Source organism: Thermalbibacter longus (assembly GCF_023806485.1).
GTDB classification, from domain to species: Bacteria; Chloroflexota; Chloroflexia; order Thermomicrobiales; family Thermomicrobiaceae; genus Thermalbibacter; species Thermalbibacter longus.
The window spans coordinates 15,056-33,041 of record NZ_JAMSLR010000015.1 but is presented as its reverse complement, the minus strand read 5'-3'; the positions used below and the strand labels follow the sequence as shown (position 1 = coordinate 33,041).

The 17,986-nt window shown below is 65.7% G+C and carries 12 protein-coding genes and 1 pseudogene; 8 read left to right on the top strand and 5 right to left on the bottom strand.

Features of this window, described 5'->3' with window-relative positions; translation table 11 throughout:
* Window positions 1–209 precede the first annotated feature (209 nt).
* Entirely contained in the window at window positions 210–2,828 is a 2,619-nt protein-coding gene (locus tag NET02_RS14930; RefSeq protein WP_284058230.1) for a CBM96 family carbohydrate-binding protein, read from the top strand.
* Window positions 2,829–3,087: 259 nt separating this feature from the next.
* Entirely contained in the window at window positions 3,088–3,747 is a 660-nt protein-coding gene (locus NET02_RS14925) for a CGNR zinc finger domain-containing protein (protein WP_284058229.1), read from the top strand.
* A 145-nt stretch (window positions 3,748–3,892) separates the two neighbouring features.
* Here NET02_RS14925 and NET02_RS14920 read toward each other — a convergent pair whose 3' ends face one another.
* Entirely contained in the window at window positions 3,893–5,296 is a 1,404-nt protein-coding gene (locus NET02_RS14920; protein WP_284058228.1) for an undecaprenyl-phosphate glucose phosphotransferase, read from the bottom strand.
* Between the two features lie 471 nt (window positions 5,297–5,767).
* On the opposite strand from NET02_RS14920, the gene NET02_RS14915 reads away from it, so the two are divergent.
* The 3 genes from NET02_RS14915 to NET02_RS14905 are packed head-to-tail and all read left to right on the top strand — an operon-like array spanning window position 5,768 to window position 8,930.
* Window positions 5,768–6,733, top strand: coding sequence for an HIT domain-containing protein (locus NET02_RS14915; RefSeq protein ID WP_284058227.1), 966 nt, complete (start codon window positions 5,768–5,770; stop codon window positions 6,731–6,733).
* The gene (locus NET02_RS14910) at window positions 6,730–7,761 is read left to right on the top strand and encodes a GDSL-type esterase/lipase family protein (protein WP_284058226.1); all 1,032 of its coding nucleotides are present in this window, start codon (window positions 6,730–6,732) and stop codon (window positions 7,759–7,761) included. Before NET02_RS14915 ends, NET02_RS14910 begins: the two co-directional genes overlap by 4 nt.
* The gene (locus NET02_RS14905; protein WP_284058225.1) at window positions 7,758–8,930 is read left to right on the top strand and encodes a DUF4388 domain-containing protein; all 1,173 of its coding nucleotides are present in this window, start codon (window positions 7,758–7,760) and stop codon (window positions 8,928–8,930) included. Before NET02_RS14910 ends, NET02_RS14905 begins: the two co-directional genes overlap by 4 nt.
* Before the next feature lie 346 nt (window positions 8,931–9,276).
* Here the strand turns inward: NET02_RS14905 and NET02_RS14900 are convergent, their stop codons facing one another.
* The 3 genes from NET02_RS14900 to NET02_RS14890 all read right to left on the bottom strand — a co-directional run bounded on the left by NET02_RS14900 (window position 9,277) and on the right by NET02_RS14890 (window position 11,978).
* Window positions 9,277–9,537: a hypothetical protein gene (locus NET02_RS14900; protein ID WP_284058224.1), complete on the bottom strand. Its 261-nt coding sequence runs from the start codon at window positions 9,535–9,537 to the stop codon at window positions 9,277–9,279.
* Between the two features lie 262 nt (window positions 9,538–9,799).
* Window positions 9,800–10,519 (bottom strand): DUF3800 domain-containing protein, encoded by a 720-nt coding sequence (locus NET02_RS14895; protein ID WP_284058223.1) that lies wholly within the window; start codon window positions 10,517–10,519, stop codon window positions 9,800–9,802.
* A gap of 238 nt (window positions 10,520–10,757) precedes the next feature.
* On the bottom strand, window positions 10,758–11,978 hold the full coding sequence (locus NET02_RS14890) for a pyridoxal phosphate-dependent aminotransferase (RefSeq protein ID WP_284058222.1): 1,221 nt from the start codon (window positions 11,976–11,978) through the stop codon (window positions 10,758–10,760).
* A gap of 277 nt (window positions 11,979–12,255) precedes the next feature.
* Here NET02_RS14890 and ggt point away from each other — a divergent pair.
* From ggt to NET02_RS14875, 3 genes and pseudogenes are all read left to right on the top strand, one after another.
* Window positions 12,256–14,043: pseudogene (ggt, locus tag NET02_RS14885) on the top strand (gamma-glutamyltransferase).
* A gap of 70 nt (window positions 14,044–14,113) precedes the next feature.
* On the top strand, window positions 14,114–15,580 hold the full coding sequence (locus NET02_RS14880; protein ID WP_284058221.1) for a CUAEP/CCAEP-tail radical SAM (seleno)protein: 1,467 nt from the start codon (window positions 14,114–14,116) through the stop codon (window positions 15,578–15,580).
* Between the two features lie 56 nt (window positions 15,581–15,636).
* On the top strand, window positions 15,637–15,915 hold the full coding sequence (locus tag NET02_RS14875) for a hypothetical protein (protein WP_284058220.1): 279 nt from the start codon (window positions 15,637–15,639) through the stop codon (window positions 15,913–15,915).
* Between the two features lie 43 nt (window positions 15,916–15,958).
* On the opposite strand, the gene NET02_RS14870 is transcribed toward NET02_RS14875, so the two are convergent.
* Complete coding sequence (locus NET02_RS14870; protein WP_284058219.1) at window positions 15,959–17,728, bottom strand: thiamine pyrophosphate-requiring protein; 1,770 nt, start codon at window positions 17,726–17,728, stop codon at window positions 15,959–15,961.
* Window positions 17,729–17,986: the final 258 nt, after the last annotated feature.

Here is a 17,986-nt window from a genome sequence, read left to right as displayed (position 1 = left end):
CTGGATCTCCCCGGGCATCACCGGTGCCCGCTTACCGCGCAGCGCCGTGCCGCCCCCTCGCGCCGGGTTGAGTCTGCGCAGCTCCGCCCGGGTCGCTCCAGCCCTGAGCTCGCCACCTGCAACCGGCTGGAGATGGTCAAGCCAGCATGGCGAGCCGAGGCTAGTGCCCGACCGAAGTACCGCATCGGACTGGGGATGGGAGGGCTTCAATGGATTCCAAGCATGAGCAACGAGAACACTGGTCGAGCATCAGCATGCTGCCTGCTGGCCGGCTGCTCCGCAGCGGCCTCCAGCAGGCTCGCCGCTTTCGCGAGGTGCTGTTGCTGGCGGCAGTCGCTGGCGCCATCTGGCTACTGCTGGCCTGGCCAGCGACCGGTGGGCCACAGGAGATGCGGTTCAGTCCTGACGCGGACACCTACGTCGAGGAGCGGTCTCCGGACACCAGCTTCGGGGCTGAGGCAGAGCTGCTCATCGATGGCTCACCTCGCCGGGAGACTTACCTCCGCTTCACCGTGACCGGCATCCAGGGGCCAGTCCAGCGGGCGACGCTGCGCGTCTACGTCACCGATAGCACCGCCAACGGGCCGATCGCCTACGCCGCGAGCAACGATTGGGACGAGGAGACGCTCACCTGGAGCAACCGGCCAGCAATCAAGGGAAGCCCGCTGCACGACCACTGCACCCTGAAAGCGGGCACCTGGGCGGAGTTCGATGTCACCGCGCTAGTAACGAGCGATGGGACCTACACGATCGCCCTGATCCCGAACTCCGACGACGGTCTCGATGTCTCTTCGCGCGAAGGACAGCACGCCCCGGAACTCGTGGTGGTCCTTGCAGAGTCGGAAGAGCCCACGACCCCACCGGTAGAGGACTCCGAGCCACCGGACACGCTCATCGACAGCGGCCCTCACGCACTGAGCTCGAGCACGAGCGCGAGCTTCGCCTTCCATGCAACCGAAGAGGGGAGCAGCTTCCACTGCCGCCTCGACGGAGGCGCAGCGAGCCCCTGCACCAGCCCGGTCGAATACACCGGCCTGAGCGCCGGTGACCATACTTTCGAGGTACAGGCGACCGACGCGACCGGAAACGTCGACCCCACTCCCGCGTCCTTCACCTGGACGGTCGACACATCGCCACCGAGCGTGCCCACCGGCCTGACCGCAAGCGCCGCCGGCCCCACCCAGGTCGACCTGAGTTGGTCAGCCTCGAGCGACGACCACGGGATAGCCGGCTACCAGATCTACCGTGACGACGAGCTGCTCGCCACCGTCGGCGATCAGACCGCGTATTCCGACACCACAGTGACCGGTGGATCGACCTACTCCTACAGCGTGCTCGCCTGGGACCTGGCCGGCAACCTCTCCAGCGCGAGCACCCCGGTCACGGTCACCCTCCCGGTCGCTACATCGCCGCCCGACACCGTGATCGACAGCGGGCCGCCGGCGTTCACCGATAGCCAGGAAGCCAGCTTCAGTTTCCACGCAACCGAGCAGGACAGCTCGTTCCAATGTCGCCTGGATGGCGGCGCCTACTCGCCCTGCTCCAGTGGCCAAACCTATACCGGCCTCGCGGAGGGCGAGCACAGCTTCGAAGTCCGCGCGCTCGACGCCGACGGCAACGCCGACCCCACACCCGCCGCTCACGCCTGGATCGTGGACCGCACGCCGCCCAGCCCGCCGGCCGACTTGAGCGCGGTGGTGGCAGGCCCAGGGCAGATCGATCTCACCTGGACGGCGGCGACCGATAGCAGCCCGATCGCCGGCTACGATCTGTACCGCGACGGCGCGCTGCTGGCGAGCCTGGGTGACGTGACCAGCCACAGCGACACGTCGGTCTCTCAGGGCACCACCTATACCTATGAGGTCCGAGCGCGCGACGCTGCCGGTAACCTCTCCGAGCCGAGCGCCTCAGCAACGGTGACGATGCCCGAGCCCGCTCCGCCGCCGTCTAGCGGAGACCCCGTCGTTATCGTGGCGGCTGGGGATATCGCCTGCGACCCGCAGTCGGATAGCTGGAACGACAACGCGGGGACGGACTCCGCCTGCCGCCACAAGTACACCTCGGACGTCGCGCTGGCGCAGAGCCCGGACTACGTGCTCGTTCTCGGCGACACGCAGTACGAGGACGGGGCACTCCAGGAGTACCGGGCGAGCTACGACCCCACCTGGGGCCGCCTGCTCGACCGTACCTATCCGGCGGTCGGCAACCACGAGTACCGCACCGGTGGCGCGGCAGGGTACTTCGCCTACTTCGGAGACCGCGCCACGCCATTGGAGCCGGGCTGCCGCAAGGACTGCAAGGGGTACTACGCCTGGGCGCTAGACGAGCACTGGGTCGCGATCGCTGTCAACTCGAACTGTGATGAAGTCGGAGGCTGCCGGGCCGGTTCCCCGCAATACCAGTTCGTCGCCAGCGTATTCGAGGCTAACGCCGGAAAGCACTTCCTGGTCTACATGCACCACCCGTACTGGTCGACCGGCAAGTACCACAACTGCTGCAAGGGCGAGCTCGGTGATCTGTACAAGCTGTTCGAACGCTACGGCGTGGAGCTGACGCTCTCGGGCCACGACCACAACTACCAGCGATTCGCGCCGCAGACGGCCAGCTCGGTCTGCTCGGCAGGCGGCATCCGCCACTTCGTAGTCGGCAATGGCGGGAAGAACCTGCAGGACACCGATGCGAACAAGAGCAAAGAGCCGTGCGACGAGTACCTGAACGAGACCAGCTTCGGAGTTCTGGTCCTCCGCCTCTTCCCTGACCGCTACGAGTGGTCCTTCGTGAGCGAGAGCGGCGCAGTGCTGGACCAGGGCACGACGCCTGTGGACTGACGCCTGGCTCGGAACACCACCGGGATATGGTGGCAGTATCGCCTGTACTCTGAAGCGTCCGGGAGTCGGGTATAAAGGCGGGCCAGAGAAGGCGAGAGGCACAGGGTGTGATCGCCCCTTCAGCCTCATCCCGGCTTGACAGATTGTGTAACCTCCGATACGATTTCGGCCGGTTAGGGCATCGTGTCTGTGAATTACTTGCCGGTACGGCTCTCGAACGTCGTCAGCCGGTGCGACTCGGAAGGGACAAGCTGGCCTCGTGTACGTCGTAGACGTGCATCCACCAGATAGCGGGAACCTCGCACTCGCCTTCGCTAATACCGCCGACTGGCACGCCAGCGCGCAGCCCGTCGAGACCCTCACCAGCTACGAGGCACTTCTCGATTGGGGAGAGCGCATCGGCCTGCTCGACGCCACCAGCGCGGCGCTGCTACACGAGTCAGCGCAGCGAGACCCAGCGGCCGCGCGGGCTGCGCTGGCCCGGGCCATCGAGCTGCGCGAGTCGATCTATCGCATCTTCGCCGCTATAGCCCACCGGCGACCGCCCGATACCGCTGACCTGGATCTGCTGAACGCCGCGCTCGGAGAGGCAGCGCATCACCTGCGGATCGCCAGAGTGGGTGAGCTATTCACCTGGGGCTGGGCCGATTGGGGCGAGATGCTTGACTGCCTCCTCTGGCCGATCGCGCGAGCGGCAGCCGAACTCCTGGTCTCGGGCGAGCTGGATCGGGTTCGAGCATGCGCCAACCCGCCCTGCGGCTGGCTGTTCATCGATCGCAGCCGCAATCGCAGCCGGCGCTGGTGCGACATGCGGAGCTGCGGGAACCGGATGAAGGCTCGCCGGCACTACCAGCGCAAGAAGCAGGCGGCCTCGCGGGCGACGACCGAGCAGCTCGCGCCGCCGTCGGAGCCAGCGTAGGGGTTTGGCCGTCACATGCCGGGCCATGCCTCGGCGCTAGCTCGCCTGGTAGCGAAGGCACCGCTCGACCCGGCGCGGTAAACGTGCCGCTTGCTGGGAGCGAAGGCGCCGCGCGGTGTGAAGCGATGCGAGATCGAAGGCTGGTTCAATAGGCCCCACGACCAGTGAGGACAACTGGCACGGTACGGAGCATCAGCTTGATATCCAGCCAGGGCGACCAGTGCTCCGCGTAGTAGAGATCGAGCCGGACCATCTCGTCGAAGCTCAGGTCACTGCGCCCGTTCACCTGCCAGAGTCCAGTCAAGCCCGGAGTTACCATCAAACGCTGCAAGTGCCAGTCCTGGTACTCGGCTACCTCGGCCGGGACCGGCGGGCGCGGGCCGACCACGCTCATCTCACCTTTGAGCACGTTGAAGAACTGGGGCAACTCGTCCAGGCTCGTCCGGCGCAGGAACCGGCCTACCCGTGTCACTCGAGGGTCGTCGCGCAGCTTGAAGAGGAGCGCACTGCGCCCGTAGACCTCCTGGAGCACTGGCTGCTGCTGCTCCGCTCCGTCGACCATCGAGCGGAACTTGTACAGGATGAAATGGCGCCCGCCTTTGCCCACGCGCACCTGCCGGAAGAGGATCGGGCCGGGCGAGTCGAGCTTGATCGCCAGCGCGATCAGGGCCATCACCGGCGCGGCCAGGACCAGCACAGTCAGCGCGATAGCGATGTCCATCGCTCGCTTGATCCCATAGTTCCAGCCCTGGATCTGGCCTTCCTTGATCCCGATCAGCGGTAACCCGGCCACCTCGCTGATCTGAACCCGGTCGAGCGCCAGCTCGAAGAGATCGGGCACCAGCGAGAAAGCAACGTCGAGTTCGCGGCACTGCTCGACGATCTCCAGGATCTGGTCATGATGGGCAGGTGGCAACGCGACGATTACCTCGTCGACCTGGGACGAACGCACGATCTCGGTCACCTCGCTGAGATCGCCGAGGTAGGGCGGGTGAACGACGCGCCGCTCGGTCGCCAGGGCCAGCTCCTCGGCAGGAGCCTGCACGTCGGCGAACCCGATCACGCGATAGCCCAGGCGCGGGTGGTTGTAGAGATACTGCATGATCCGCTGGCCAGCCGGTCCGGCCCCGACAACCAGCACCCGGTCGACCCCGATGCCGCGTGCCCAGAGCTGGGCCTTCACCCAGCGCCCCAGCAGCCGCTCGCCGATCAAGAGCGCGATCATCAGGATCCAGGCATAGATGAAGATCAAGCGAGACGGTGAGAAGCGGAGCAGGAAACTGTACAGAATGACGATCGCCATCGCGGTCGTGGCGCCGCTGGCGATGATCGAGCTCTCGTCCACGAGGCTGGTCCAGCGCGGCAGCCGGTAGAGCCCGCGCACGGCGAAGATACCCAGGGATACCAGGACGAGGAGCGCGGCCTTGTCGGCGAAGGCGCCGAACGGCTGCACGAAGGCCGCTGGCACATCACCGCCGAGCTCAGCTTGATAGCGCAGCGTGTGCGCCAGCCAGAACGCAGCGAGGACAAGCCCCGCGTCGATCACCATTTGGACGACGCTCGGTATCCGGGGGGAAACCTTCGAGCGCCGGCGACGCGGCACAGGCGGCACAAATAACCCGTTTATCCCGCTCGCCGGATCCCTTCCCTCTCCCGCTTGCCTCAGCGCTGCCATGCGAGTGTCTATCTCCTCGATAATGACGTTCCCTCGAGGCAACGCCTGCCGGCGTAGTATGGTACAGCGAGAGTAACGGAGTCAACCCACCCGCAGGCGATAGCTCATTTTACTGCGATCGTACGCGGGGTGCCAGTGAGGGCTGGAAGCGCGGGGGCGTGCGGGCAGTTGTCAGGACTCCTCCGATCTCGCACGCTGCCGGTCGGATACATGGGACAGGATGGGACGAGGGCTGTGTTCCTGGAAGCTGGCCAGGCAGAGGAGCTACACTCGTACTAGCCCGAAATACCTAGCCATGATCTCCATCCAGCCGGCAGACCTTTTGGGCTGAGGAGAGAGACGTCTGTGTTACGATCTGTACTGAATGTCTCGTGGGGTATGAGCGGATTCGCGGGCACGACGATGGAGCGACTCTGGACTCCCTGGCGGCTGCGCTACGTGGCCGGCGATGTACGCCACGAGGGTTGCATCTTCTGCGCCAAGCCGGCCGCTGGTGACGATGTCGAGCATTTGATCCTCTACCGGGGCGAGAGGGCGTATCTGATCATGAACCTCTTCCCCTACAACACCGGGCACGTCATGGTCGTCCCCTTCCAACACGCCGCCGAGCTGAGCGAGCTCGACCCAGCCACGAACGCCGAACTGTTCGGCTTGCTGCCCTGGCTTACCGAAGCCCAGCGCCGTGTGCTGCGCTGCGACGGGTTCAACATCGGCCTGAACCTGGGTGCCGTCGCCGGCGCAGGCATCAGCGATCATCTGCACGTTCACGTGGTACCGCGCTGGCAGGGTGACGCCAATTTCATGCCGATCCTGGCCAACACGATGGTCTTGCCCGAGCTTATCCCAGTCACATACGCCAAGCTCCGGGCCGAGCTCGAGCTCTCCGCGCTCGCCGGAGGCACCGAGACGGCTATCCCCCAGGCCGGGGCGGTCGTGCTCCTCGAGGGTCACGGCAAGGTCGCGCTCCGCCGCGCCTCCGACGGCACGATCGTCCTGCCCAAAGGCCACATCGAGCCGGGCGAGCCTGTATACCGAGCCGCGCTACGCGAAGTGCGCGAGGAGATGGGGCTGAGGGCACAGGTCATCGGCTGGGCGGGGACACTGCGCTTCACCGTTGACAGCCAGGAGAGGCTGGTCGCCTACCTCGTCGTCTCGGCCGAGCCAGAGCCTGACTTCGAGCGACATCTCGAGTCCGACACCCTGCTGCTCGACCCGGCTGACGCGGTCGTGGCGCTCACCCACGAGCCGGCGCGCGAGCTGCTGCGCGCTTCCCTCAGCCGGTTGGGTCTCCCGGTCGGAGCCAGCCGATGAGCCGCGATCGCTGGACCACTGCACTGGCTTCACTGGCGCTCGCCGCGCTGGCCGGTCTTCCGTTCGTGGCCATCCGGCCGGTAAGCGCCGCACCGGAACCGGTCTGCCTGGCGCTGGGCGACTCGATCAGCGCCGGGGTCGGCACCACGCTGCCACGCAAGCGGGCTTTCCCACGGCTGGTCTGCGATCTGCTCGCACAGGCGACGGGCCGGTCGACCCGGCTGGTCGACCTGGCCGTACCAGGCGAGACGACCCGGTCGTTCCTCCAGGGCGACCAGCTCGCTCGCCTCCGCGACGAGGTGACGCGCATCCGCTCGCAGCAAGCCGAGATCCGCGCGGTGATGCTCAGCCTGGGCGGCAACGACTTGCTCGAGCTCACGGACGCACCCCCCGAGGAGCGCCAGGCCGGGCTCGATCGCTTTCGCCAGGACTACCCGGCCGCGCTTGCTGCCCTGCGCGAGGCCGTTGGCAGGGAAACTCCCGTCGTCGTCACGACGGTGTACGACCTCAGCGAGGGAGATCCCTCCGCCGAGCGAACCGACGCCTGGTGGGTGGCCCAGTTCAACGCCGTGATCCGGGAGGCGGCCTCTCAACACGGTACCGGGATCGTTGATCTGGAGGCAGCCTTCCGCGGCCACATCGCGGAGTGGACCTGGTATCCAGGCGACGTCCACCCGACCAACGAGGGGCATGAGCAGATCGCCCGCCTAGTCTGGCAGGCGCTCGCCATCGATACCGAAGCGCCGAGCGTGCAGATCGAGCGCCCGCAGGCGGGCACGTTGCCGCGCCGCTTTGTCACCGTCCGGGTGCGGGCGACAGACAACGTCGGGGTCGAGCGGGTCGAGCTGCTAGCCGGCGATCGACCGCCGATCGAGCTCCGTTACCTGCCCGAGCAGCAGGTGTGGATCGCCCTCTGGGATAGCGCCAGCGCGACCGGCCAGGCGACGCTGACCGTCCGCGCTTCGGATTTCGCTGGCCACGTCGGCGAGTCACGGATCACAGTCACGCCGTTCGGAGGCACTCCATGACCGATCGGTTCGATCCCTCGCGGCTCGCGACCGGCGTGGAGGACTATGACCTCCAGGGCCGGTTGGGCGCGTTCACGCTCTCCGACCTTCTCCAGATGCTGAGTTTCCTCCGGAAGACAGGCACGCTCACCCTGATCCAGGGGTGGAACACGCGGACGATTACGTTCGAGCAGGGCGCCATCACGTATGTCGCGGCGGGGTCTCGCCTGCCGAGCATCCCAGACCTGCTGATCCGCACCGGCAAGGTCGAGCTCTCGCACTTGGAAGAGCTCCGGCGGAGAGGAATCCGCACCGAGGACGCGATCATCCGCCACCTCAAGATCACCCGCACCATCACCGATGCCGACTTGCAGGCCTGCCAGGAACAGCTCCTGGAGATCTCGATCTACACCCTCTTCCTCTGGCGGAACTGCCGCTTCACCTTCAAGGCTGGTCACGGTGTCTACGAAGGTGGCGTGCCGGTCAGCATCGACAGCATGCAGTTGATCATCGAGGGCACCCGCCGGGTCGACGAGTGGATCGAGATCAGCCCGGTGGTACCCTCAGTGTATGTGATCTTCCGAAAGCGAACTCCGATGCCGGTCGAGCCGGTGCCCGAGGAGCTCCAGCCGGTTTTCCGGCTGGTCGACGGGCATCGCGACGTCGCGGCGATCGCCCTCGAGGCAGGCATCACCCAGTTCCAGGCAGCCCGCGCGCTCTACCATCTCGCCCGTGCCGGCTACGTCGAGGCGGTGCCGCCGAACCGCGAGAAGATCATCGAGCTGTTTACGCTCGCGGTCGAGTCGATCTACCTGAAGCTGATCTTGTTCGACTACGCGCGCATCGCGCTTGAGTTCGAGCACCAGTTGAATCGCTTCGCCCAGCAGCACGGGCTCAAGGTGCGCATGGCCTCCGGCCGGATCATCAAGACGGACCGCGACACGCGCCTCTCGGCCACCGAGCTGATCGACCTCTACAAGCTGTTCATCGCGATCCAGAACAACAAGTTTTCGAAGATGTTCGAGCCGGTAGTCGCGCAGGGGTTGATGGAAGGGCTGTACCGTCACGCCGACCCGGAACTGCAGCAGATGCTGCGGATGTACGAGTTCTACGAGATCGAGGGCCTGCTCTTGCTCGATATGTTCCGCCAGCCTCGCCAGCAGCCAACCCGCCGCGATCGGCGGCGGTAGCGGCGGCGGGATACCACATTGAACGCTTGGATTGCTTCCGACCGGGGTTGTTCACACTGGGCAATTCTGTCCAACCTTCCCGAAACGTCGCAATGCAAGCGAGGCTGGTCTCGCTGAGCGCCTCATGAGCCGACATAGCGGTTGCAAGCCGCAAGGTTGTGTTAGGCACGGTACTTGAGCGTCATGCAGTCACAGATCGGGCCTCAGAGATCGGCTGACAGGCGAGCGACCTAGAGGTCGAGCTGGGGAACGAATCTCGGCGCACATCCCCACTCTAGTAGACAGCATCTACCTAATATGATTTCCTATTGACGAGTTTCACTACTTGGCCGATAATGGTAGTAGCTCATCCACCATGTGTGGAAGGAGCATCGGCGTCGTCTGTCGAGGCGGCGCCTGTTGTTTTCCAAGTCTCGTATTCCTTCTCAAGCTGCTGGCGTCGACGCAGGTGCTCCACACAGTAAGCAGTCCACAGCAAGACGTAGCTTCTGCGCTCGGCAAGAACAACCACGTAACTGAAATCTTCGATAGCTATGACAATTCGTTTCTGGCCTTTTCGGTCATTTTTCCACCACTTTACACGATTACACGACGCTGCCTCGATCATGGGGCGTATCCAGCGAATACGCTCACAACGCCGCAGATCGGGTCTTCGCTCCGGTTCGATACTTCCCTCAGATATGAGATGCCAGAAGGTCGACTCTCTCCCGTCTTTCTCCCGTCTTGAATCGATTCGACATGGAGTACCCAAGAACGTTGGCCGTGAACGGACGAAGTCCTCGTAGAAGTAAGCATAGACCTTTGAAACGTACCGTTCCCAATTACCCCCAAAATCCTCAAGACGAACTAACGGAGGAAGCCAGCTGGTATCATTCTCCGAAACCACGGCTCGCCCTCGGCGTCCAACAAAATACATTTACCTTCTTCTCAGCCAGAAGTGTAGAGCGTGTTAGGCTATATCCAGATCGCTCCCGCATCCGCTCAACCAAGGTGATCTTTGCAGAACTGCTGGTCAGCTTCCGATTTGCGTAGCTCACGATCCCGGTCAGCAGATCAGCCAATTGCACTTGTTCAACTTCATGCGACCGGACTGCCTGGACGCGCTCGATAATTTCACGCCGAAAGTCATACATATTATTGCATAAAACATCATGGAGTCTCCTTATTTTTTTATTTCCGTGTGTATCCTTGTAATCCAGATAGATGCGATAACGAAACGAAGGGTCGAAGAGGACTTTCAGCATATCGAAATACATCTTATAGTACCAAGTATCATGATCTTGCTTAAACTCATCGTGCCGCAGAATAGCCTTGTCCATTGCCACGAGAGCTCGAAAGTGGAGATCGTCATCGTCAAAGAAATAGTCCAGGACATCGAGGTAGAAGTGCTTCAGAGCTGGAGAAACCTTGCCCCATTTGATCTCGAAATGCGCTGGCAGGCCGTGCCGCATCTTGATTTCACGAATTCGCTGCGCGATCTCGCGTGTCCTGTCCAACGGGCACCACACCGCTCCGAGAACCATGATGGGCTGCCTATCGTGTTCCAGGTGACAACTCTCGTCGCAATAGATGTTGATGGTTTCGGCCATGGCTGCGTCCTGGAGTTTGCATCACCAGCATACAAGCGTGCGATGCGAGCGCGCCTAACGAGCAACATATTATATGCTGATGCTCATCGCAGGCGGTCGATAGGCTTGACGAGAATTTCTGCGAACTAGTTTCTCGTCCTGCTACCCGCCCTGAGTGATCACGTGAAGCATATCAATCATGTTCCGTAAGTCCCATACAAGGATCTAGCCCACCTTCTCGGACGGTGTGAGATAGCCTTCAGCTATGAGTTCGGCTGTTGCGCCCGGGGTAGGCCGCCAGGCCGGCGGCCAGGATCTCGACCGCCCGGGCCAGGGTCTCCGGTGCGTGTACCAGGGCCAGGCGCACTTCGTCGCGACCAGCGCCCGGCGTGGCGTAGAAGCTGCGCATCGGCGTGACCATCACGGTCTCGCCCCGGTGCTCGAACTCAGCCAGGAGCCAGGCGGCGAAGCGCTCAGCGTCGTCCACCGGTAGCCGTGCCACGATGTAGAACGCCCCACCGGGCCGGTGGGCCTCGACCCCCGGAACGGCCGCGAGCGCCGCCAGCACAGCGTCGCGCCTGGCACGGTAGGCCGCTACGACCTGATCCACGTAGGGGCGCGGGGCAGCCAATGCTCCGGTGACTGCAAGCTGGTCGATGACCGGCAGCGCCAGCCGAAGCTCGGCCAGCTCCAGCGCCGCTGCCATCACCGCGCGGTTGCGGGTCGCCAAGGCACCGATACGGAGACCGCAGACGTTGAACCGCTTCGACAAGCTGTCGATCACCAGGGCGTGCTCTTCGAGGCCCGGCAGCTCGAGCACGCTGGTCGCCCGCGGCCCATCGAACACGATCTCCCGGTAGGTCTCGTCGGAGAGGAGATAGAGACCAGCCTGGCGGGCCAGCTCGCCGGCCGCCGCCAACGCCGCCCGATCCCAGACGGCACCGGACGGGTTCGCCGGGCTGCAGAGCAGGATAGCCCGGGTACGAGGAGTGACCCTCGCCCTCAGCTCGACCGGATCGGGCGGCCCGAGGCTCGGGCCGGGCGGAACAGGAACCAGGCGCAGGCCCGCCGCCGCGAGTAGCCCCTGGTAGGGCGCGTAGAACGGCTCGGGCACCAGCACCTCGTCGCCGGGGTCGGTCGTCGCCAGCAGCGCCAGCCAGAGCGCCTCGCTGGCGCCGGAGGTGACCAGCACTTCCGCCGGCTCGATCTCGATCCCCTGCCGGCGGTAGTACGCACACCACGCGTCGACGGTCTCCGGCAGCCCACGGGCCGGCGCGTACACCAGCGGCAGCCGGCGAGCCTCCGCCAGCGCTTCCAGCACGCACGGCGGTGGCGGCAAGTCTGGCTGGCCGATGTTGAGATGAAGCACGCGCACGCCTCGCTGCTTCGCCGCCTCGGCGAGCGGCGCGAGCGCTCGGATCGGCGAGGGCGGCAGTTCCCGTGCCCGCCTCGATGGCCTAGTCCGCGTCGCCTCACCCATCAGCGATCTCCATCTTGCGCATGCACCTGCCCACGACTGCTGCCATCGTACCACCGCGGCTACCAGGCGATCTCATGGCACGCCCGGAAGACCGGTCTGTGATGAGGACTGAACGATACAGGCGACTGGATGGAGCAGTTTTCGGCGGGAAGGGCCCTGGAGCAGGGCCAGGGAGGGCCGAACGGGGCCAGCAGCGTCGCGATCGCTGCGGCTCTACCAAACGCGATCCCCTCGAGCAGATCAGCGCTCGCTCGGCAGTCCCGGCCAGTCCCGGCGAATGACTCGTCCCGAGGCACTGCGCGATCTTGCTCTCGCCCAGAAGGCGCGGTATCGTGCGCTGGCGCAGCTTCGGGTCGAGGGAGGGAGGCGATCAGGCATCATGGGAGTGGGCTTCGGCACCGGCAGGCCGACCCTCAAGCGCGAGGCGGTCGCCTCGCTGGGGATGGTGACCTCCAACCATCCCCTGGCATCGCTGGCCGGCGTCGAGATGCTGATACGGGGCGGCAACGCGATCGACGCGGCGGTGGCGACGCTGTTCGCGCTCTCGGTCGTCGAGCCGATGATGGTCTCGATCTTCGGGGCCGGCTTCCTCACCATCCGGCTCGCCGACGGCACGCTGACCACGATCGACGACTATGCCGTCGTTCCGCTGGCGGCGCGCGAGGACATGTACGTGCCGATCCCTGGCTCGCTGGACAACGAGGTCGAGGGCGGCCTGAACGACACCGGGTACCTGGCAGTGGCCACGCCGGGCAGCCTGCTGGGCTGGACGACGGCGCTCGAGCGCTATGGCCGTCTCCCACTCGCCGTCGTGGTGGAGCCGGCGGTGCGCTACGCGCGCCAGGGCTTCTGGGTCAGCCCCTAACTGCACGGCTTCATCCGCCTGTGCGAGGCCGCGCTGAGTCGCTTCCCCGCCTCAGCCGAGATCTTCCTCCCAGGAGGCAGACCGGCTGCCGCTGGCTCCGTCCTCCGCCGCGTCGAGTACGCGGCTACCCTCGAGCGGGTCGGCACCGAGGGCGCTGGGCACCTGTACGGAGGTCAGCTCGGCCAGGTCGTCGCGCGCGACATGGCAGCCAACGGCGGGCTGATCACGCTCGACGACCTGGCTCGCTACCGCGTCTACGAGCGAGAGCCGGTGCGCGGCACGTACCGTGGCTATGAGATCGTCTCGATGGGGCCGGCCTCTTCCGGCGGCGTCCACATCGTCCAGATGCTCAACATCCTGGAAGGGTTCGACCTGCCCACGCTGGGCTTCGGCACACCTGATACCGTGCATCTGATCGCCGAGACCATGAAGATCGCCTTTGCCGATCGCGCCCGCTACCTCGCCGACCCTGAACGGGTGCAGGTGCCGGTGGAGTGGCTCACCTCCAAAGACTACGCTGCCGAGCGACGAGCGCAGATCGACATGGGGCGAGCGCAGCAGTACGCGGCTGGGATCGCGCCGGACGGTGAGGGCACCTGCACGACCCACTGCTGCGCCGTGGACGCCGAAGGGAACATGGTCTCGGCTACCCAGACTCTGAACGGCGCCTTCGGGTCGAAGGTGACAGTGCCAGGCACCGGGATGCTCCTCAACAACTGCATGAAGCTGATGGATCCGACGCCGGGCCGCACCAACTCGATCGCTCCCGGCAAGCGCATCCTCTCCTCGATGTCGCCCACCATCGTCCTCAAGGATGGGAAACCACTGCTGGCGATCGGCACTCCTGGCGGGGTGCGCATCTTCGGCTCGGTCCTGCAAGCGATCCTGAACGTCATCGACTTCGGCATGAGCGTGCAGGAGGCTATGGAGGCACCCAGGCTCTTCGACCGCGGGCCGGTTTTGGAGCTGGAGCGCGGGTACGACCGCCTGCCGGAGCTGATGGCCGACCTGGAGCGCCGCGGGCATACCGTGCAGGTCGTGCCGAAGGTAGCCGGCGGGATGAACGGCATCCTCATCGATCCCGAGACCGGGCTACTCCGCGGGGGTGCCTGCTGGCGGGCCGATGGTGCCGCGGCCGGATACTCCGGAGGCGACGCGGCCATCACCGAAGAAGAATTCAGCCCCGGCATCCCAGTCTGAGCGGGCTGTACCTGGTCCCAGCCGGCTGCTACCCTTGGAGACTGGGAGCGGTTGTTCTCTGGGAGCGCGCATGGCCTCGCTGCCGGCGGCAATCACCTATGCGGAGAGCCAGAGCCTGCCGAGGGTGACACCTCGGCCAGCTCCGCTGGATCTCAAGGAGCCGGGAGCGATCCTGCTGCTCTCCTGCTACGAACTGGGCCACCAGCCGCTCAACCTGGCTTTCCCACTGGCCTACCTGCGTCGCGCCGGCTACCGGCCTGTCGCCGTCGACGCGGCGGTGGCCCCACCGGACGACGCGGCCATCGCCGCCGCGCGGCTGGTCGCCATCTCGGTGCCGATGCACACCGCGCTCCGGCTCGGTGTCGAGCTGGCCGCGCGCGTTAGGCGCCGGAACCCGGACGCGCTGCTCTGCTTCTACGGCCTCTACGCCTGGCTGAACGCCGAGTACCTGCTGCGCGAGTGGGCCGACTTCGTCATCGGCGGCGAGTACGAGGCTCCGCTACTGGCCCTGATCCAGGCGCTCGAGCGCGGCGATCCAGGCCCAGTCCCCGGCGTCAGCGATCGTGTCCACCGGGCAGGCCCATCACTGGCCCGGATCGACTTCCCGGAGCCTGACCGCTCCGATCTGCCGCCGCCGCGCCACTACGCCCACCTGGTCATGGACGGCCGTATCGTACCGGCTGGCTATACCGAGACAACCCGCGGCTGCCACCATACCTGCCTGCACTGCCCGATCGTCCCGCTGTATCGGGGCCGCTTTTTCGCCATCCCTCGCCAGGTGGTGCTGGCCGATATCCGCCGGCAGGTACGCCAGGGAGCGCGCCACATCACCTTCGGCGATCCGGACTTCCTCAACGGTCCCACGCATAGCCTGCGCATCTGCCAGGCGCTGCACGAGGAGTTCCCGGAGGTCACCTTCGACTTCACGACCCGGATCGAGCATATCCTGCGTCACCGCGAGCTCTTCCCCGAATTCCGGCGGCTGGGATGCGTCTTCGTCGTCTCGGCCGTCGAATCGGTCAGCGACCTGGTGCTGGAGAAGATCGACAAGGGTCACCGCAAGGCCGATATCGTCGAGGCGCTGCGCGTGCTGGACGAGGCTGGCATCGCCATGCGCCCCTCTCTGCTTCCCTTTACCCCCTGGACCACGCTCGAGGACTATCTGGAACTGCTCGACTTCATCGAGGAGCAGGGGTTGATCGAGCATGTGGATCCGGTACACTTCTCGATCCGGCTGCTGGTGCCGCCGGGTTCGGCGCTGCTCGACCGGCCGGACGCCGCCGAGTGGATCGGCCCGCTCGACGAGGCCAGCTTCACCTACACCTGGACGCACCCTGACCCGCGAGTCGATCGCCTGCAGCAACAGGTGGCAACGCTGGTGGAGCAGGCAACGCGTGAGGGCTGGAGCAGCCACACGACCTTCGCGGCCGTGCGGGCGCTCGCCTGCGAGGCTGCGGGAGTCGCAATACCAGCAGAACCACCGCGGCGTGGGCATCGCCCTCCACCGCCACGCCTCACCGAATCGTGGTTCTGCTGAGCAGAGCCGACCGCGGACCAGTTGGGTCCGATCAAGTCGTAACAGCGGGGAGATGAATGGATCGATCGCACTACGCGCCGGCAGGCACGGCCGTCTGGGTACTCACGCAGGAGTGGCCACGGATCGATCGGTGTTCAGTTATCGGCGTCTTCACCTCGCGCGATGGAGCCCTCCGGTTCCTCGCGGAGGACGTCCTCGGCACCAGCATCGCTAGCAAGATCTCCTGGCGCTGCTCACCGGATGACCCGTACTACTGGGAAGGATCGGGGCCCGATGAGCGGCGCTTCATCCTGGTGCTCGAGTTCGTGGACGGGCCGTACCAGCTCGCTCACTAGAGACCGCGGCGGTTGGCAGCGGATAGCATCGCGCGCGTTCTGTTTACGGATGCGCCAGGATCACGTCGAGCACGGCTGACTGTCCATCCCGCACGCGTGCGAGCCCGCGCTCCAGTGCCGGCAGGATCTCGGCCGGATCTTCGACCCGCTCACCGTATGCCCCGACCGACGCTGCCAGGATGTCGTAGCGCGGGGCCGGCTCGAGGTCGATCCCCACATAGCGGTCCAGCCGCACGGAGTATCCCTCGGGATAGGCGGCGATCAATGGCTGCTTCGTCGCGTTGTAGCAGGCATTGTTGCAGATCACGACGAGCACCGGCGCCCCGCTCGTCAGCGCAGTCCACAGCGTGGCCACCGGGGCGCCGAAGAGGAACGACCCGTCGCCCACCACGGCCGCGACTGGGCGATCTGGGTGGGCCAGCTTAATGCCAACCGCCGCCCCGATGCCCCAGCCGAGTCCCGAGCCGCCGCTTTGGAACCAGGTGCCGAACTCAGCCACTTGAACCTGACGCGCGATCGTCGCCCCGTTCGTGACCGCCTCTACAACGAAGATCAGCTCGGGAGCCTTGCGACGAAGCTGCTCCAGGCAGTAGCCGAGCCACTCTGGCGCGATCGGCCGGGCGCTCGCCTGCTCCAGCGCCGAGCGGTTCCACTCGTCGCGCAGCCGGGCATAGCTGGTCGCCAATTCGACTCGCCGGCTCTCGACCCGCCGCCGGTCGGCGTCGGTGAGCAGCTCGCCAGCGTAGCCCGCGATCACGTCGAGTGCCCGCGCGGTGTCGGCCCGAACGGGTAGATCCACCGGGAACGTCCAGAGCGGTACCCGCTCCTTGACCGGGTCGAGGTCGACCTGGACGACGGTCGCCTCGGGCGCAACGCTGGTTCGGGTGGGGATATAGGGAACATCGTGATCCAGGATGAGGACGACGTCGGCCGAGCGGAGCAGCGCATCAGCGGCATACCCCTGATACAGCGGGTGATCGGCCGGGAAATTCACGCGGTCGCGCCACTCAGCCACCGGCAGAGCGAGCAGCTCGGCGAGGCGCAGCAACCCCTCGAAGCCTCCTCGGGTGCGACCGCTGCTCCCAGTCAGTACCACTGGTCGCTCGGCCTGCACCAGCAGCCGCGCCACCTCGTGTAGCGCCTCAGGATCACCGGCACCGATCCGGGCCGGGGGAAAGCGTTCCGGGCGATAGATCCGCACGTCACCGGGAGAAGCCATCAGCACCTCGCGCGGCAGCGTCAGGTAGACCGGGCCAGGCGGATCACTGGCCGCGATCTGGAACGCCCGGACGATAACCTCGCCGACCTGATCCGGGCGCCTCAGCTCGTAGTCCCACTTGGTGTAGTTGCGCACGATCCCGTGCTGATCCATCTGCTCCTGCAGCCAGTGGATGTACGAGTCGCGAGCGCCGCGCACCTCGCGGTCGATGGTATAGGGTGCCCGGCCGGCCGAGATGACGACCGCCGCGCGGCCGCGCTGCGCGTTGTGCAACATGGAGCCGAGGTTCTGCGTCCCGACGTCGACGTGCACCAGCACCGCCTGTGGGCGGCCGGTCGCCGCGTAGTAGCCGTGCGCGCCGGCCAGGGCAGTGATCTCGAAGGGGCAGAGCACGACCTTCGGCACCGGCCGCCCGAGAGCCTGGCGCTTGGCCACTGCTTCCTGAATCGGGAAGGTGTCGGTGCCGGGATTCAGGAAGAGGCAGGATACCTGCTGAGCAATCAAAGCCTCCACGTACGCCTCGGCCGTCTCGGCTGCCTGGATCCACGTGACGGTTCGCTCTCCAGAGGAGATCTCTGCGCGCTGCCCGCTCATCGCCTTCCCCGATAGCCCTGTAGCCTGATCCGCGTCGTCGCCAGTGTAGGCCCGGCCCGCTCCCTGGTCAATCGACCGCGCTGCTCCCCGGGAATGCTCGCGAGGCTCGAAAAGCGTTCAGCACCTGACGCAGGACACGACAAGGCGGCGGACGACACGCGAGATCGAACCTTCCCCTTGCTATACTCAAGCCCTATCAGTGGCCGCGCCTGAATGAAGTCATCTCCCACGCCACGACCCAACGAGAGGAATCGACGC

What these genes read in the sequence shown, in the direction of transcription:
- NET02_RS14880 (WP_284058221.1), top strand. Translation starts at nt 14,114, where the DNA reads ATGGCCTCGCTGCCGGCGGCAATCACCTATGCGGAGAGCCAGAGCCTG.
- NET02_RS14895 (WP_284058223.1), bottom strand. Translation starts at nt 10,519, where the DNA reads ATGGCCGAAACCATCAACATCTATTGCGACGAGAGTTGTCACCTGGAA.
- NET02_RS14890 (WP_284058222.1), bottom strand. Translation starts at nt 11,978, where the DNA reads ATGGGTGAGGCGACGCGGACTAGGCCATCGAGGCGGGCACGGGAACTG.
- NET02_RS14930 (WP_284058230.1), top strand. Translation starts at nt 210, where the DNA reads ATGGATTCCAAGCATGAGCAACGAGAACACTGGTCGAGCATCAGCATG.
- NET02_RS14910 (WP_284058226.1), top strand. Translation starts at nt 6,730, where the DNA reads ATGAGCCGCGATCGCTGGACCACTGCACTGGCTTCACTGGCGCTCGCC.
- NET02_RS14870 (WP_284058219.1), bottom strand. Translation starts at nt 17,728, where the DNA reads ATGAGCGGGCAGCGCGCAGAGATCTCCTCTGGAGAGCGAACCGTCACG.
- NET02_RS14900 (WP_284058224.1), bottom strand. Translation starts at nt 9,537, where the DNA reads ATGATCGAGGCAGCGTCGTGTAATCGTGTAAAGTGGTGGAAAAATGAC.
- NET02_RS14875 (WP_284058220.1), top strand. Translation starts at nt 15,637, where the DNA reads ATGGATCGATCGCACTACGCGCCGGCAGGCACGGCCGTCTGGGTACTC.
- NET02_RS14920 (WP_284058228.1), bottom strand. Translation starts at nt 5,296, where the DNA reads ATGGTGATCGACGCGGGGCTTGTCCTCGCTGCGTTCTGGCTGGCGCAC.
- NET02_RS14905 (WP_284058225.1), top strand. Translation starts at nt 7,758, where the DNA reads ATGACCGATCGGTTCGATCCCTCGCGGCTCGCGACCGGCGTGGAGGAC.